Source organism: Caulobacter sp. AVps18 (assembly GCF_058681425.1).
In genome coordinates, this window is the sequence record NZ_CM178737.1 from 3,433,189 (window position 1) to 3,449,598 (window position 16,410).

The following is a 16,410-nucleotide window of genomic DNA, read 5'->3' on the forward strand; positions in this document are numbered from 1 at the left end:
CATTGCCGATCTCCTATCTCTCGGCCACGCAGATCGCCGCCTTGCCGGCGAGGATTTTTGACGACCTCTCCACCACCAAGCTCGAGACGCTCGACTCCACCCAGATCGGCGCGATCAATGCCACCGGCGTCGCCGTGCTGGACGCCACCCAGGTCCGGGCCCTGTCGAGCACCCAGGCCCGCGGCCTGGCCGCGACCCAGGTTCCGAACTTCGGGGCCGGCATTGTATTCGACGCGGCCCAGCTGGCGGCCTTCAGCGAGTCTGCGGTCGGTGCCCTCACCTCGACCCAGCTGGCGACACTGGATGCCAACCGGCTGGACATCCTGGCGGCCTCACAGATCGCGGCCCTCTCGGCCACAGGCTTTTCAAGCCTGAACGCCACCCAGGTGGCGTCCCTTGAGGCCAGTCAGCTCACGGGCCTGACCGCCACCCATATGGCCGCCCTCACCGCCACCGATCTTGGCGAGCTTTCAACCAGTCAGCTGGCGATCCTCAGCGCGACCCAGGTCGCCGCCCTATCGGCCAGCGTCGTGGCCGCCTTGAGCGATCCGCAGCTTCACGTGCTGTCGGCCACGCAGGTGCGCGGCCTGACCGCCGGTCAGATCGGGGCCCTGAGCGGGTCGCAGGTCGGCGGATTGAGCGCCACTCAGTTCGAGGTCCTGTCTGCCACCCAGACCCAGGCCCTGACAGCGACCCAGTTCGCGGCCCTGAGCGACACCCGGGTGATGAGCCTGACCGCAACGCAACTGTCGGGCCTGACCGCCACCAACCTGGCGGCGCTGAGCCCGGCGCAAAGCAGCGCCCTGAGCGCAACCCAGATCGCCGGGTTGACGGTCAGCCAGATGCAGGGGCTGAGCGCCACCGACTTCGCCGAGTTGTCCAACACCCAGGTCGCGGGACTGTCAGCCCAGCAACTGGGCGGTCTCTCAACCACCAACATCAACGGCTTGAGCGCCAGCCAGATCGCAGCCCTCACCCAGACCCAGCTGGGGGGCCTGACCGCAACCCAGATGAGCGGCCTGACGGTGACCGATGTCGCGGAGCTCCAGACCACCCAGGTCGCAAGCCTGACGGGCTCGCAGTTGGCCGGTCTGTCAGTGACCAGCCTTGCCGCCCTGGACGCCGGCCAGCTCGGCGCCATCGCCTCGACCGCCATCCGGGGCCTGACCGCCTTTCAGATGCGCAGCCTGAGTCAGGACGCTTTTGCCGCCCTCGACGCCACCCAGGTGGGTGCCCTGGCGGCCAGCCAGATCGGCACGCTATCCACCACCGTCATCGGCGGGCTGAGCACCACCCAGATCGGCTATCTGACCCCGACCCAGATCCCGGGCCTGACCATCAACCAGCTGGACTGGCTGACCGCCACCAACCTGGCGGCCATGACCCCGGCCCAGGTCGGCGCGCTTACGCCCGCTCAGGTGGAAAGTCTGTAGGGCGAAAAACCTGGCGAGGATCGGAACCGCTTTGCGAGTTTCCAGTTATCTCATCGGGCCCGGCGAACTTCCCCCCCTCGACCGGAACCCAAGCGACCGCTCGCCCCCAGACGCCCCCCGAACCGGGGCGGGCGGTCCGACTACCCCTCTCGTGACTTGCTCCCCAGAGCCGTGGCCAGGAACGCCGTCAGCGCCTCCACCCGCGCCGGGCGCGGGCCACCGGACGGCATGACCAGATGCAGGGCGATCGGCGGCGGGCTCCAGTCAGGCATAACCGCTTCCAGCCGCCCGTCCGCCAGAGCTGCGCCTGCGATGAAATCGGGCAGCACGGCCAGCCCTTGCCCGGCAATCAGGGCCGGCATCAGGGCGTCGGCATTATTGACCCTCAGGGGGCCCGCAGGCCTGATCGAGGCCTCCTCCCCCGTGGCATTGACGAACCGCCAGGTATAGGGCGTGGGCATGTAGGCGTAGCCCAGACAGCAGTGCTCGGCCAGGTGGCCTGGATGGGTCGGCCGGCCGCGCCGGGCCAGATAGTCGGGTGCCCCGACCACATAGCGCTTCACGGCGCGCAGACGGCGAGCCACCAGCGAGGAGTCGGGCAGGGCCGCGATCCGCAGCGCGGCATCAAAGCCCATGCCCACCAGATCCACAGTGGCATCGCTCAGGTGAAGATCTACTGAGACCTCGGGATAGAGCGAGAGAAACTCGGGCAGGATCGGCGCGACATCCGACAGGCCAAATGACATGGGTGCCGCCAGCCTCACCAAGCCGCGCGGCGCGGCCGACTGGGCCATGGCGGCGCTCTCGGCCACCTCGCCCTGGACCAGGACCCGCGTGGCGGGCTCGACCAGCGACTGCCCGGCATCGGTCAGGGCCAACCGTCGTGAGGTGCGATTGAACAGCCGGGCCCCCAGCCGCGTTTCCAACCGGGTGATCGCCTTGGACACCGTGGCCTTGGACAGGCCCAGTTCATCGGCCGCGCCGGCAAACGACCGCAACTCCACCACCTTGGCGAAGATCGCCAGCCCTTCAAGATCTGGAAGTTTGCTCATTTTGGAAACAATGGATTTCAATAGTTTCTATTTCGGTCGCAATCCTGATCGCTATCTTCTCCTCAAGCAAGCGACGCCGATGACCGGCGCGACGCTTCAGAGGACAAGGCCATGATCGATCGCAGACCGTTCGACAAACTTGGCGGCGCCGACCACGGTTGGCTGAAGGCCAAGCACCACTTCTCGTTCGCCAGCTACTACGACCCCAGGAACATGAACTGGGGCGCGCTAAGGGTTTGGAACGACGACGAGATTGCTCCCAATACCGGCTTCCCGCCGCACCCCCACTCGGACATGGAAATCATCACCTATGTCCGCAGCGGCGCGATTACCCACCAGGACAATCTGGGCAATAAGGGCCGCACCGAAGCCGGCGACGTCCAGGTGATGAGCGCCGGCACCGGCATCCGGCACTCGGAATACAATCTGGAATCCGAAGCCACCCGCATCTTCCAGATCTGGATTGAACCCAACCGCCGCGGCGGCGCGCCGGCCTGGGGCGCCAAGCCTTTCCCCAAGGGCGACCGCTCGGGCAAGTTCGTCACCCTGGCCAGCGGCTTTGCCGATGACGGCGACGTCCTGCCCATCCGCACCGACGCCCGCGTCCTGGGCGCCACGCTGAAGGCCGGCGAAAGCACGACCTATGACCTGGGCAAGAGCCGCCATGGCTATCTGGTCCCGGCCGTCGGCTCGGTCGAGGTCAATGGCGTGCGACTGGACGCCCGTGACGGCGCGGCCATCGCCAACGAGGACACGATCACCGTGACCGCCCTCGAAGACGCCGAGCTGGTTCTGGTCGATGCGGCCTAAACGCCGCTGATGTCTTCGAGCTTCGGGCGGGGCGTTCAATCAGGATCGCTCTGCCCCCTTCTCTCCAACCCCTTCAAGGAGGCCGTCATGGCCAAGGTTCTGGTTCTCTACTATTCGTCCTATGGCCACATCGAGACCATGGCCAAAGCCGTCGCCGAGGGTGTCCTCGAAGCCGGCGCGACCGTCGACATCAAGCGCGTTCCCGAAACCGTGCCCGAGGCCGTCGCCAAGGGCGCGCATTTCAAGCTCGACCAGGAGGCTCCCATCGCCACGGTCGCCGAACTGGCCGACTATGACGCCATCATCATCGGCACGGGCACCCGCTTTGGCCGGATGTCATCGCAGATGGCAGCCTTTCTCGACCAGGCCGGCGGCCTGTGGGCCAAGGGCGCGCTGAACGGCAAGGTGGGCGGTGCCTTCACCTCGACGGCGACCCAGCACGGCGGTCAGGAAACGACCCTGTTCTCGATGATCACCAACCTGCTGCATTTCGGCATGGTCATCGTCGGCCTCGACTATGGTCACGCCGACCAGATGCGGATCGACGAAGTCACCGGCGGCAGCCCCTATGGTGCCACCACCATCGCCGGCGGTGACGGCTCGCGTCAGCCGACCGAAAGCGAACTGAACGGCGCCCGCTATCAGGGCCGCAAGGTCGCCGAGACCGCGATCAAGTTGCACGGCTGATTGCGTCCTCCCTCCCCCAACGGGAGCCTGAACGAAAAACCGCCCCGAAGCGCAAGCCTCGGGGCGGTTCTGCATTTGGCGCATGCGCCGAAGGTCTACTTGTTGGCCAAGGCCGCCTGGGCCGCCGCCAGACGGGCGATCGGCACGCGGTAGGGCGAGCACGACACATAGTCCAGTCCGACGCTTTCGCAGAAGGCGATCGAGGCGGGATCGCCGCCATGCTCGCCGCAGATGCCCATCTTGACGCCCGGACGGGCCGCGCGGCCACGCTCGGCGGCGATGCGGATCAGGTCGCCGACGCCTTCCTGGTCGAGGCTGACAAACGGGTCCTTTTCAAAGATCCCCTTGTCGATATAGGCGCCCAGGAACTTGCCGGCGTCGTCGCGGCTGATGCCGAAGGTCGTCTGGGTCAGGTCGTTGGTGCCGAAGCTGAAGAACTCGGCATTGGCGGCCAGATCGCCGGCCCGCAGGGCGGCGCGCGGCAGTTCGATCATGGTGCCGACCGTGTACTCGATCCCGATGCCCTGCTCTTCCAGCACGGCCTTGGCGGTGCGGTCGGTCAGGTCACGCAGGTACTTCATCTCCTCACCCTTGGCGACCAGCGGGTGCATGATCTCGGGGATCGGTGCCGCCTTGCCCGACTTGGCGATGTCGCAGGCGGCCTCGATGATGGCCCGAACCTGCATCTCGTAGATCTCGGGATAGGACACGCCCAGGCGGCAGCCGCGGTGGCCCAGCATGGGGTTGGTTTCGTGCAGTTCCTTGGCCCGGCGCATCAGCTTGTCGGCGTCCAGACCGGTAGCCTCAGCGACAGCCACCACGTCTTCCTCGCTGTGGGGCAGGAATTCGTGCAGCGGCGGGTCGAGCAGGCGGATGGTGACCGGCAGGCCTTCCATGATGGTGAACAGCTCGACGAAGTCGGCCTTCTGGAAGGGCGCGATCTTGGCCAGGGCCGTACGGCGACCGGCTTCGTCGTCAGCCAGGATCATTTCGCGCACGGCGGCGATACGGGTGTCGTCAAAGAACATGTGCTCGGTGCGGCACAGGCCGATGCCCTCGGCCCCGAACTGACGGGCGGTCTTGGCGTCCAGCGGCGTTTCGGCGTTGGCGCGCACCTTCAGGCGACGGACCTCGTCGGCCCAGCCCATCAGGGTGGCGAAGTCGCCGGTCAGCTCGGGCTCGATCATCTTGGGCGCGCCGCCCAGGATCTCGCCGGTCGAACCGTCGATGGTGATGATGTCGCCGACCTTGAACTCACGCCCCTTGGCTCGGAACAGGCCTTCCTTGGGGAAGATGGCCACATCGCCGGCCCCCGAGACGCAAGGCCGGCCCATGCCGCGCGCCACGACGGCGGCGTGGCTGGTCATGCCGCCGCGCGCCGTGATGATGCCACGCGCCGCGTGCATGCCGTGGATATCCTCGGGCGAGGTTTCCTCGCGCACCAGGATGACGCTTTCGCCATTGGCGGCGGCCTGTTCGGCGGCGTCACTGTCAAACACGATCTTGCCGGTGGCTGCGCCGGGCGAGGCAGGCAGGCCCACGGTGACCACGTCGCGATGGGCGGCCGGATCGATGGTGGGGTGCAGAAGCTGGTCCAGCGAGGCGGGCTCGACCCGGCCGATGGCCTCGGTCTTGGAGATCACGCCCTCGGCCGCCATGTCGACGGCGATCTTCAGCGCCGCCTTGGCGGTGCGCTTGCCGTTGCGAGTCTGCAGCATGTAGAGCTTGCCCTGCTCTACCGTGAACTCGATGTCCTGCATGTCGCGATAGTGGCGTTCCAGCGTCTCGACCACGGTCTTGAACTGCTGGAAGACCACCGGCATGGCCTCTTCCATCGACGGGGTGGTGTCGCCCATCTCTTCGCGCGCGACCTTGGTGATCGACTGCGGCGTGCGGATACCGGCCACAACGTCTTCGCCCTGGGCGTTGATCAGGAACTCGCCGTACAGGCGGCTGTCGCCGTTGGACGGGTTGCGGGTAAAGGCCACGCCGGTCGCCGAGGTCTCGCCCATATTGCCAAACACCATCGACTGGATGTTGACGGCGGTGCCCCAAGCCTCGGGTATGTCGTGCATGCGGCGATAGAACTTGGCGCGGTCGTTCATCCAGCTGGCGAACACGGCACCGACGGCACCCCACAGCTGCTCCTGGGCATCCTGCGGGAAGGGCTTGCCCAGCTCGCGGGCCACGGCGGCCTTGTAGTCCTTGATCACCCCGGCCCAGTCGTCAGCCGTCAGGCCGGTATCGACATGGATGTCGAGGCGTTCCTTGTGGTCGTCCAGGATCTCTTCGAACATGTGGTGCTCCAGATCGAGCACGACGTTCGAGTACATCTGGATGAAGCGGCGATAGCTGTCATAGGCAAAGCGCCGGTCGCCCGACAGCCTGGCCAGGCCTTCGACGGTCTCGTCGTTGAGGCCCAGGTTCAGCACCGTGTCCATCATGCCCGGCATCGAGGCCCGGGCACCCGAGCGCACCGAGACCAGCAGCGGGTTGGCCACATCACCGAACCGCTTGCCGGTCAGGGTTTCGACCGTGGCCAGACCATCAGCCACCTGCTGGGCCAGCTCGACCGGATACTTCTTGCCGTTGGCGTAATAGTGCACGCACGCCTCGGTGGTCACCGTGAAGCCTGGCGGCACCGGCAGGCCCAGCGAAGACATCTCGGCCAGGTTGGCGCCCTTGCCCCCCAGCAGATTCTTCATCGAGGCGTCGCCATCGGCGCCGCCCCCTCCGAACGAATAGACCCAACGGGCTTTGGTCAGCGTCTCAACCGGCATTTTGAATTCACCCTGCGATAAGTGAAGAGGTCGCGATCCTCTGTGGGATCGTCTTACCCTGGGACAAAGCGTTTAACGGCGATCCCGCACTGCAATATCCGGCCCGTTCCCTAGCATCCCGGTCAAGAAGCCGTCCACCTGCGCTTTGCATTCCAGCCATTGGATCGGAAATTCGGCAAATAATTCCAATGACAACGTTGTCTTGATTAGGAACTGACTAGGCCTTGCAAAAACTTGGTCTGTGCAGATTCTGTCGGCCGGCCGACAGAGGTCTTCCGGGCGACCCGAAGTGGGTCAAGTTCGGACAGTTTGGGGGACGGCGGGAGAGTCAAGGCGAGTGTGATTGAATTTACTCGTCATGAGCGCATAATTTCGCGATGGTCCCGAGAGAGTCGTCCATCGCGGTCTACATGATGACCAGCCGACCCTATGGCACGCTCTATCTCGGCGTCAGCAGCCGGTTCGAAGGCCGCCTGGTCGAGCATCGACAAGGCCTGCGGAAAGGCTTCACCAAACGCCACGGCCTCACGCGGCTCGTCTGGTACGAAACTCACGAGACCATGACCGTGGCGATCCAGCGCGAGCGCACGATGAAAGAGTGGCCTCGTCAGTGGAAGATCAACCTGATCGAGCGCGACAATCCCCGCTGGGATGATCTCTATGATTCGGTGATGAACTGGACGCCGGTTCCGAGGCAGGTGTGAGGTTGGCGAGAACAAAATCGCCGTCACCCCGGGACGCGTTCCCGGGGCCCATGGTTCAGTTTCGCGGATCGATATCGTTCCGCTCCGCACCTGCGGCGGACAAATGGGTCCCGGGCACGAGGCCCGGGATGACGATGGTTGAGATGTCGGGGAGCTAACGAAAAGCGCTGGGCTGAAAGAACCGAAGTGAAAGCAACCCCGTCACCCCGGGGCTCGTTCCCGGGGCCCATGGTTCAGCGCCACGGATCGATATCGTTCTGCACCGCACCTGCGGCGGACAAATGGGTCCCGGGCACAAGGCCCGGGATGACGGAGCTATTGGGCGAACGGGGTGTTACCCTCCCCTACCCCGCCACCAGCCCGAAATCGGCCACGCGGCCCATGGCGTCGCGGACGGCGGCCAGGGTCTTGAGGCGGCTGTCGCGCTCGGCGGCGACCTCGGAATTGACGAATACCCCGTCGAGGAAGGCGTCGACCGGGCCGCGCAGACCGGCCAGTTCCTGCATGGCGGCGGTGAAGTCCTCGGCCGCCAGGGCCTGATCCAGCGGGGCCTCCAGCAGACGCAAGGCGTCGTGCAGGGCCACTTCGGGGGCCGAGGCGTCGTCCAGCAGGCTGCGTTCACCCTCCGCCTTCCAGCCCTTTTTCTCTTCGGCCTTCAGGATGTTGCCGGCCCGCTTGTAGCCGGCGAGCAGATTCTTGCCGTCGTCGGTCTTCAGGAACCCGTCCAGCGCCTCGACCCGGGCGACGATGCGCACCAGATCGTCGTCGCCCAGAGCGAACACGGCGTCGACGAGGTCGTGGCGCTTACCTTGGTCCTTGAGGGTGACCTTCAGGCGGTCGGCGAAGAAATCAAGAATTTCTCGAACAGCTCGATCCGCCTCTTCGTCGATTTCAGCGTCAATGTCATTAGATTCAGCGTCTGTATCGGTCGTAGGGGCAAATGCAGCTTCCATTTCGCCGACATTTTTCATCGCAGAAACGACTTGGCCAATCTTCCCCATAGTATTGCGCGTGTGGACGCGGTCAGCGATGGTAGAGGCTCGAAGCCAAGAAATCATAATCCAGTCACTCAGCGGGATCCGGACACCCGAAAGAATAATCCGGATAACCCCCAACGCCGCCCTACGCAGCGCATAGGGGTCCTTCGACCCTGTCGGCTTCTCGTCAATCGCGAAGAACCCGACCAGGGTATCCAGCTTGTCGGCCAGGGCCACCGCCACGCTCAGCGGCGCGGTCGGGACGGCGTCGGCCGGGCCCTGCGGCTTGTAGTGGTCGCGGATGGCATCGGCGATGTCGTCGTCGAGACCGGCCTCGCGGGCATAGTAGCCGCCCATCAGGCCCTGCAACTCGGGGAACTCGCCGACCATCAGCGAGGCCAGATCGGCCTTGGCCAGGCGCGCGGCCTTGCCGGCCTTTTCCACGTCTGCGCCGACCAGCGGCGCAATCTCGCGGGCCAGAGCCTCGATGCGCGCCACGCGCTCGGCCATGGTCCCAAGCTTGGCGTGGAAGGTGACGCCGTTCAGCTTCTCCAGCCACTCCTCGAAATTGCCGGCCTTGTTGTCTTCGTCCCAGAAGAAGCGGGCGTCAGACAGGCGGGCCGACAGCACCTTGGCATTGCCGGCGGCGATCACCGCGCCGCCGTCTGCGGCCTGGATGTTGGCGATGGTGATGAAGTGCGGGGCCAGGCCGCCGGTGGCCGGATCGCGCACCGCGAAATACTTCTGGTGGGTGCGCATCGAGGTGCGGATCGCCTCGGCGGGCAGATCCAGGAACGATGGGTCCATGTCGCCCAGCACCGGGGTCGGCCATTCGGCCAGACCGGCGACTTCCTCCAGCAGGCCCAGGTCTTCGACCAGTTCCAGATTGCGGGCAAAGCACAGGGTCTTGCAGCCTTCCAGGATGCGCGCCTTGCGCTCCTCGACGTCCAGCACGACGAAGTGGTCGTTCAGCCCCTTGGCATAGTCGTCGAAGTCGCGGACCCGGAACGGCGTCGCGTTGCCCATGAACCGGTGGCCTTCGGAGATGTCGCCGCTCTCGATGCCGTCGATGGACAGCGGCACGATCTCGCGGTCGAACACGCACAGGATGCGCTTCAGCGGTCGCACCCAGCGCAGCTTGCCGCTGCCCCAGGTCATCGACTTGGGCCAGGCGAAACCGCGCACGATGGCTTCGACCATCTCGGCGACGATCTGCGGCGTGGCGCGGCCGGTCTTCTCGATGAAGGCCATCCAGACGCCGTCGCGCTCGACCAGCTGGTCCTGGGTCAGGCCCGCCTTGCGCAGGAAGCCTTCCATGGCCTGCGGCGGGGCGCCAACGCGGGGGCCCTTCAGCTCTTCCTTGCGGTCGGCCTGGGCGATGGGCAGGCCCTCGACCACCAGGGTCAGGCGGCGCGGACCGGCGAAGGTCTTCAGGGCCTCGGGCAGGAAGCCGGCGGCGGCCAAGTGCTCGCGCGCCATGCGTTCCAGATCACGCGCCGCATTGGCCTGCATGCGCGCGGGGATTTCTTCGGAGAACAGTTCGAGGAGAAGTTGGGGCATTACAGGTGCTCTCCCTTCCCGCTCGATGGGGGAAGGGTCGGGGTTGGGGGTGTTGGCATTGAACGCGACGAGAGTATCGGGGTCGGTGCCGGTCTTTGAATAGTCGCAGCCGCAATGCCAATACCCCCACCCAACCCTCCCCCATCGACGGGGAGGGCTTTGGAGGAAATCAGCGCCGCGACGCGTTCAGCGACATCGTATGGCTTGCCGAAAGCCTCGGCGTCGCGAACGCGCAGCACACTATAGCCTTGTGAGGCCAGCCAAGCATCGCGCTCGGCGTCATGGAGCTGTGCGTCTGGAAGATCGTGGCGGCCGCCATCGACCTCGATCACCAGCCTCGCGCCATGATGTGCGAAATCAGCCACGAAGCGACCAAGCGGAACCTGCCGGCGGATATTCAGATCAAGGGCGCGCAACGCTTTCCACAAAAGCGCCTCGCTGGCTGTCATGTCGCGCCTTAGGCCACGCGCACGCTTGATCGCACCCACCGCGTGGGCAGGACGCTCAAAAGCCCCCTTCCCCCTCGATGGGGGAAGGGTCGGGGTTGGGGGTGTTGGCATGGCGTTGGCCGAAGCGTTCGAGGTCGGCGCCGACCTTTGATCAACCCCAGCCGCATTGCCAACACCCCCACCCAACCCTCCCCCATCGAGGGGGAGGGCTTTGGCGGTGTCTTTCATCACGCCGCTTCGTCCTGCTGCTTCACCCACTCGGAGGCACACATCTTACAAAGGTCGCGGATGCGGCCGATGTAGCTGGCGCGCTCGGCGACGGCGATCGCGCCGCGGGCGTTCATCAGGTTGAAAAGGTGGCTGGCCTTGAGGACCATGTCGTAGGCGGGCAGGACCAGGGCCTTGCCCTGATATTCCCGGGCCAGCATCAGCGGCACCTGGCGCTCCATGTCCTCAAACTGCCCCTTCAGTACGGCCACGTCATAGCCGTGGAAATTGGCTTCCGAGTGCTGGCGCTCGTTCTCGAGGAACACGTCGCCATAGGTCATCGCGCCCAGCGGCGAGTCGGGGTCGTTGAACGGCAGATCATAGACGTTGTCGACGCCGAACACGTACATCGCCAGGCGCTCCAGACCGTAGGTCAGCTCGCCGGCCACCGGCGAGACGTCCAGGCCGCCCACCTGCTGGAAGTAGGTGTATTGCGACACCTCCATGCCGTCGCACCAGACTTCCCAACCCAGCCCCCAGGCCCCCACGGTGGGGTTCTCCCAGTCGTCCTCGACAAAGCGGATATCGTGCAGGCGCAGGTCCAGGCCGATGGCCTCCAGCGAGCCCAGATACAGGTCCTGCATGTTGGGAGGGTTGGGCTTCAGGATCACCTGGTACTGATAATAGTGCTGCAGGCGGTTGGGGTTCTCGCCATAGCGCCCGTCGCCCGGACGGCGCGAGGGCTGCACATAGGCCGCGTTCCACGGCTTGGGTCCCAGAGCCCGCAGCACCGTGGCCGGGTGCAGGGTTCCTGCCCCCACCTCGACGTCATGCGGCTGCAGGATCACACAGCCATGCTCGCTCCAGTAGTTATGGAGCGTCAGGATCAGGGCTTGAAACGAGGTGGGCTTGGGGCGCGACATTGGGGTCCAGGGCGTGTCCGAACAGGGCCGGAAAAAAGTCGGCGGACCATAGGGCCCGGCGCCGGGCGCTTCAAGCGATGTTGCCCCCCGTGTCGTCGCCTGAGGCCCTGCGCCCGGCCACCAAGCGGAAAAACCCTACCCGAGCGCCATGGGAGCGCTCACACAGCCGCACAATGGCCCGCTCCAGACCCGCCGACGACACCCCGGTGACAGCGCTACTTCTTTGCACAACGATCAAGCAAACTGCACAAATTTCGAGCGACGTGCCCATTTCCTTTCCAATTCCTTTCTCAAAAGCGCCGTCTTGGCCACCCTGACCGATAGCGTGGCCAGTGCCGGGGAAACGATGCAGCGCAGATTTGGGCGGCGTCGACGGTGCTCACAGGGCGCATGGCGCCCGCCAACCAGAACAAGGAAGCCCGCGAAGTCGGCGGGCCGGAGCAAGGCGGATGAAACTGATCATAGCGGTCGTCAAACCCTTCAAGCTCGACGAGGTCCGCGAGGCACTCGTTGCGGCCGGCGTCGAGGGTCTGACGGTATCCGAAGTCAAGGGTTACGGCCGTCAAAAGGGCCAGACCGAGATCTATCGGGGCGCGGAGTACCAAGTGAACTTCGTTCCCAAGGTTAAGCTGGAAGCGGTCGTGGACGATGCTTCCGCCGCCAAGGCTGTCGAAGCGGTCAAGGCCGCTGCGGCGACGGGCAAGATCGGCGACGGCAAGATCTTCGTCCTTAATGTCGAAGAAGCTGTACGCATCCGGACCGGTGAAACCGGCCCGGCCGCTCTCTAGTACTCATCGGGAACAGGGGATAACCGACGATGAAATTGACGTTCAAACCGCTGGCCGGGCTGATGCTCGCCGCGACACTGGCCGGAGCGCCGCTTGGCGCTGTGGCCTTCGCCCAAGAGGCCGCGCCTGCGGTCGCCGCCGCGCCCGCCGAGGCTGCGCCGGCGCCTGCCGCCGCGCCTGCCGCTGAAGCTGCACCCGCCGAGGCCGCACCGGCCATCGTCGACAAGATGGACAAGGGCGACAACGCCTGGATGCTCACCTCGACCGTTCTGGTCCTGCTGATGATCATCCCCGGCCTGGCCCTGTTCTACGGCGGCCTGGTCCGCTCCAAGAACATGCTGTCGGTGATGATGCAGGTCTCGACCGTCGCCATCATCGGCTTCGTCGCCTGGGTGCTGTGGGGCTACAGCTTCGCCTTCACCGACGGCGGCAGCTGGGACAAGTATGTCGGCGGCCTTGGCCGTCTGTTCCTCAAGGACGTGACCCCGGCCAGCAATGTTGCGACGTTCTCCACCGGCGTCGTGATCCCGGAACTGACCTTCATCTCGTTCCAGGCGACCTTCGCCGCGATCACCGCCGCCCTCGTCATCGGTTCGCTGGTCGAGCGCATGAAGTTCGCCGCCATTGTCGCCTTCGCGGTGCTGTGGCCGCTGCTGTCCTACTATCCGATCGCTCACATGGTCTGGTGGTGGCCTGGCCCGAACGCGATCGCGCTGGACCCGACCGCGACCATCAAGGCCGGCCAGATCTGGGCCTGGGGCGCGCTGGACTTCGCCGGCGGCACCGTGGTTCACATCAATGCCGGTATCGCCGCCCTCGTCGGCGCCATCATCCTGGGCAAGCGTCAGGGCTTTGGTAAAGAGCCGATGCCCCCGCACTCGCTGACCCTGACCCTCGTGGGCGCCGGTCTGCTGTGGGTGGGCTGGTTCGGCTTCAACGCCGGCTCCAACCTGGAATCGAACGGCTACGCCTCGCTGGCGATGATCAACACCTTCGTCGCCACCGCCGCCGCCGGCCTGTCCTGGATCGTGGTTGAGTGGGTCACCCGCAAGAAGCCGTCGGCCCTGGGCCTGGCTTCGGGCATCGTGGCCGGCCTGGTCGCCATCACGCCCGCCGCCGGTTTCGCCGGTCCGATGGGCGCGGTGATCCTGGGTCTGGTCGTCTCGCCGGTCTGTATCTTCTTCTGCTCGGTCGTGAAGAACGCGCTGAAGTATGACGACAGCCTGGACGCCTTCGGCATCCACGGCGTTGGCGGCATCGTCGGCGCCCTGGCCACCGGCCTGCTGGTCAACCCCGCCTGGGGCGGCGCCGGCATCGTCGACTACACCACCTGCGCCAAGGACGGCGATATCTCGACCTGCGACGCCCTGGCGACGTACGAGCCGATCGCCCAACTGCTGATCCAGGCCAAGGCCGTCTGCTTGACGGTCGTCTGGTCGGCGATCGCCTCGGCCATCGTGTTCTTCGTGATCAAGCTGGTCATCGGCCTGAAGGCTTCGCCGGACGCCGAAGAAGAAGGCCTGGACATCTCCGAACACGGGGAACGCGCCTATCACAGCTAAGCCTCGGCTCAGATGAAACGGCGAAGGGCGCGGAGCTTGGCTCCGCGCCCTTTCTTTTTTGCGGCGTCCAGCCTCTTTGCAACTCCCTGTTGATCGATGATGGTTCTGCTTCGCCGGAGAGACACCTTGGACGCCCAACTCGCCCTGCTGTGCCTGCTGACCTTCGTGATCCACCTGATTGGGGCCCTGGCCTACGCCGTGCGGATCGCAGGCGTGCGCACCCGACGGATCGCCATGTCCTTCGCGCTCTTCAATGTGCTCGTGCTCGTATCGCGGGCCTCAAACGCTTTTCAGGGGCCTTTCCTGTCCAAGCGGATCGAGACAGGCCTGATGAAGGGTGCCGGCGAGCATCTGCTGCGTGACTTCCAGTGGCTCTTGGCCAGCGCCAGCCTCGCTGCCCTAATAGGCGCCCTGGCAATCCCGACCTTCCAGCGGCTATTCACACGCGCCGTCGGGCACTTCCAGGTCCACCGATCCGTCCCCAAGCTGCTGATGCACACCTTCGCCAAGGGCGGGGTCTCCTACATCCGCGACGCCGTCACATTGCCCTCGCCCGATCACCTAAAGGACCTTCGCCAGAGGATCGACATTCCTATGCGGGTGATCGTGCTCAACGTGCTCGCGCAAGCCCTGCTGACCGTCGGCGTCTTCGCCTCGCTGTATGCAGGCTATCTGGACCCCGAGCTTCGGGTCACCGCAAGCAGCCTGTCGTCCGTGATCAACGGCCTGGCGACGATCCTGCTCTTCGTGCTGATCGACCCCTACCTGTCGATCATGACCGACGACGTGATGGACGGAAAAGTCAGCGAGGCGGCCTTCCGACGCGCCGTTGTCTGGTTCGCCGGCAGCCGGATCGCGGGCACGGTTCTAGCCCAGGCGATCCTGGTTCCCGCAGCCGGCGTCGTGGCGGTGATCTCCCGGATGATCTAGGGCACGACGGGTGCCGCGATAATCGGCACGCGGCGGGCCCGCAGGATCGGCACCTTCGGCTCCAGCATCTGGCCCTTCATCACCGGATTGACCGCCACGCCCGGCGTTGGAAGGTTGATGATCCTGTGGACCACCTCCATGCCCTCGACCACGCGGCCAAAGGCGGCGAAGCCCAGGTTGTCGCCGGGCGCGGCCGGATCAGCGTCGAGATAGGGGGCGTCGCCCACGCAGATGAAGAAGTCCGACGTCGCCGATCCCGGCGCATTGCGGGCGATCGAGACCACGCCGTCGGTGTGCTTGATGCCCGTCACGCTGTTGGGCTCGTGGGCAATGGGCTTGAGCACCTTGGCGGGATCACCCTGCAAGCCGCCCTGGATCAGCCCGTAGTCGACCGGCCCCGGTGCCCGCGAGGCGCGAAAGAAGCTGGCCCCGTCATAGCGCTTCTGATCGACATAGCGCAGGAAGTTGGCCGTGGTGATCGGGGCCTTGTCGACATAGAGCTCGATGGTGATCAGCCCCTGCCCGGTTTCCAACACCACCCGCACTGTCGCCGGAGCGCCCGGCGCGGGCGCGGTCTGGGCCAAGGCAGCCCGGGCCAGAGTGGCTTGCGCCATAGCGGCCAGGCCAGCGGCCAGCAGATGCCGTCGCTTGATCATCGCACAGCCTCTCCATCGCCCAGCACGCAGCGGCGAACCCACCAGTCGGGCCGCAGACTTTCCAGCCGCTCGGCCAGGCCCTCGGCCTCGATGTCGCCGGCGCAGAGGGCAAAACAGGTGGCGCCCGATCCGGACATGCGGGCCAGCAGCACTTCGGGCTCGTCGCGCAGCGTCACCAGAACCTGGCCGATCAGCGGCTCCAGCGCCGCGGCGGGCGCTTCAAGATCGTTGCGGGTGGCCGCGCCCAGCCAGGCGGCGACCTCCTCTGGGCTCTCGAAGTCTTCCGGCATCCAGGGCGGAGCCTCGCCTTCAGGCGCGACAGCGGCGTCGTAGGCGCGATAGACCGCGCCCGTCGGCGATGGAACCAGCGGATTGACCAGCACGGCATGCAGCGGCGGTAGGCGCGGCGCGGGCGACAGGCGCTCTCCCCGCCCCTGCGCCATCACCGGACGCGACCACAGACAGGCCGCGCCGTCAGCGCCCAGACCGCTTGCCACGGCTTCCAGGTCAGAATCGGCCATATCGGGAGAAAGAGCGTCGCGCAGCAGCCGCAGGGCGGCACCCGCATCGCTGGACCCGCCGCCCAGCCCCGCCGCGATGGGCAGGCGCTTGTCCAGCAGCAGGCGGAACGGCGGCAGGGGCATGGAGGCGCGGGCATGAAAGGCCCGCGCAGCGCGCATCACCAGATTGTCGTCGCCTGCGGGAATGCCAGCCCCGAAGGGTCCTGTGGTCTCAAAGGCCGGGGCCTCACTGGCCTGCATCGAGACGATATCGCCGATATCGGCGAACAGCATCAGGCTTGAGATCGGGTGATAGCCCTCGGTGTCTGGGCCGCCGACGTGCAGGAACAGATTGACCTTGGCCGGCGCAAAGGCGGACAGGCGCATCGTGG

At 65.8% G+C, this 16,410-nt stretch carries 14 protein-coding genes; 7 read left to right on the forward strand and 7 right to left on the reverse strand.

The genetic code is table 11. The annotated features are described in order from the left end of the window. Positions 1-2 precede the first annotated feature (2 nt). On the forward strand, positions 3-1,433 hold the full coding sequence (locus ACW179_RS15685; protein WP_492060395.1) for an ice nucleation protein: 1,431 nt from the start codon (positions 3-5) through the stop codon (positions 1,431-1,433). 140 nt (positions 1,434-1,573) lie between these two features. Here ACW179_RS15685 and ACW179_RS15690 read toward each other — a convergent pair whose 3' ends face one another. After that, positions 1,574-2,485 (reverse strand): LysR family transcriptional regulator, encoded by a 912-nt coding sequence (locus ACW179_RS15690; protein ID WP_492060396.1) that lies wholly within the window; start codon positions 2,483-2,485, stop codon positions 1,574-1,576. 111 nt (positions 2,486-2,596) lie between these two features. Here ACW179_RS15690 and ACW179_RS15695 point away from each other — a divergent pair, with 111 nt between their 5' ends. Both ACW179_RS15695 and wrbA read left to right on the forward strand, forming a co-directional pair. Beyond that, complete coding sequence (locus tag ACW179_RS15695) at positions 2,597-3,295, forward strand: pirin family protein (RefSeq protein WP_492060397.1); 699 nt, start codon at positions 2,597-2,599, stop codon at positions 3,293-3,295. A gap of 87 nt (positions 3,296-3,382) precedes the next feature. Then, a complete protein-coding gene (wrbA, locus tag ACW179_RS15700; protein WP_492060398.1) occupies positions 3,383-3,982 on the forward strand; it encodes an NAD(P)H:quinone oxidoreductase in 600 nt (199 codons plus the stop codon). Positions 3,983-4,077: 95 nt separating this feature from the next. Here the strand turns inward: wrbA and ppdK are convergent, their stop codons facing one another. After that, entirely contained in the window at positions 4,078-6,762 is a 2,685-nt protein-coding gene (gene ppdK / locus ACW179_RS15705) for a pyruvate, phosphate dikinase (protein WP_492060399.1), read from the reverse strand. A gap of 377 nt (positions 6,763-7,139) precedes the next feature. Between ppdK and ACW179_RS15710 the strand changes: the two genes are divergently transcribed. Then, on the forward strand, positions 7,140-7,466 hold the full coding sequence (locus tag ACW179_RS15710; RefSeq protein ID WP_492060400.1) for a GIY-YIG nuclease family protein: 327 nt from the start codon (positions 7,140-7,142) through the stop codon (positions 7,464-7,466). A gap of 344 nt (positions 7,467-7,810) precedes the next feature. Here the strand turns inward: ACW179_RS15710 and glyS are convergent, their stop codons facing one another. Genes glyS through ACW179_RS15725 form a run of 3 tightly spaced genes read right to left on the reverse strand, consistent with a single transcriptional unit; the run spans position 7,811 to position 11,582 of the window. Further along, positions 7,811-10,003, reverse strand: a complete 2,193-nt coding sequence (gene glyS, locus ACW179_RS15715) for a glycine--tRNA ligase subunit beta (protein ID WP_492060401.1) — start codon at positions 10,001-10,003, stop codon at positions 7,811-7,813. Further along, positions 10,003-10,680: an endonuclease domain-containing protein gene (locus ACW179_RS15720; RefSeq protein WP_492060402.1), complete on the reverse strand. Its 678-nt coding sequence runs from the start codon at positions 10,678-10,680 to the stop codon at positions 10,003-10,005. The genes glyS and ACW179_RS15720 overlap by 1 nt, the downstream gene beginning before the upstream one ends. Next, a complete protein-coding gene (locus ACW179_RS15725) occupies positions 10,680-11,582 on the reverse strand; it encodes a glycine--tRNA ligase subunit alpha (RefSeq protein WP_492060403.1) in 903 nt (300 codons plus the stop codon). Before ACW179_RS15725 ends, ACW179_RS15720 begins: the two co-directional genes overlap by 1 nt. Positions 11,583-12,031: 449 nt before the next feature. Between ACW179_RS15725 and ACW179_RS15730 the strand changes: the two genes are divergently transcribed. From ACW179_RS15730 to ACW179_RS15740, 3 genes are all read left to right on the forward strand, one after another. Next, the gene (locus tag ACW179_RS15730; RefSeq protein ID WP_035046383.1) at positions 12,032-12,370 is read left to right on the forward strand and encodes a P-II family nitrogen regulator; all 339 of its coding nucleotides are present in this window, start codon (positions 12,032-12,034) and stop codon (positions 12,368-12,370) included. Positions 12,371-12,399: 29 nt separating this feature from the next. After that, the gene (locus tag ACW179_RS15735) at positions 12,400-13,932 is read left to right on the forward strand and encodes an ammonium transporter (RefSeq protein WP_492060404.1); all 1,533 of its coding nucleotides are present in this window, start codon (positions 12,400-12,402) and stop codon (positions 13,930-13,932) included. Between the two features lie 126 nt (positions 13,933-14,058). Beyond that, positions 14,059-14,862, forward strand: a complete 804-nt coding sequence (locus tag ACW179_RS15740; protein WP_492060405.1) for a lipid II flippase Amj family protein — start codon at positions 14,059-14,061, stop codon at positions 14,860-14,862. Here ACW179_RS15740 and ACW179_RS15745 read toward each other — a convergent pair. Continuing rightward, positions 14,859-15,518 carry a peptidylprolyl isomerase gene (locus ACW179_RS15745; protein WP_492060406.1) on the reverse strand — a complete coding sequence of 220 codons (660 nt, stop codon included), beginning with the start codon at positions 15,516-15,518 and terminating at the stop codon, positions 14,859-14,861. The genes ACW179_RS15740 and ACW179_RS15745 overlap by 4 nt on opposite strands. Then, positions 15,515-16,405: a 4-(cytidine 5'-diphospho)-2-C-methyl-D-erythritol kinase gene (locus tag ACW179_RS15750; RefSeq protein WP_492060407.1), complete on the reverse strand. Its 891-nt coding sequence runs from the start codon at positions 16,403-16,405 to the stop codon at positions 15,515-15,517. Before ACW179_RS15750 ends, ACW179_RS15745 begins: the two co-directional genes overlap by 4 nt. Positions 16,406-16,410 lie beyond the last annotated feature (5 nt).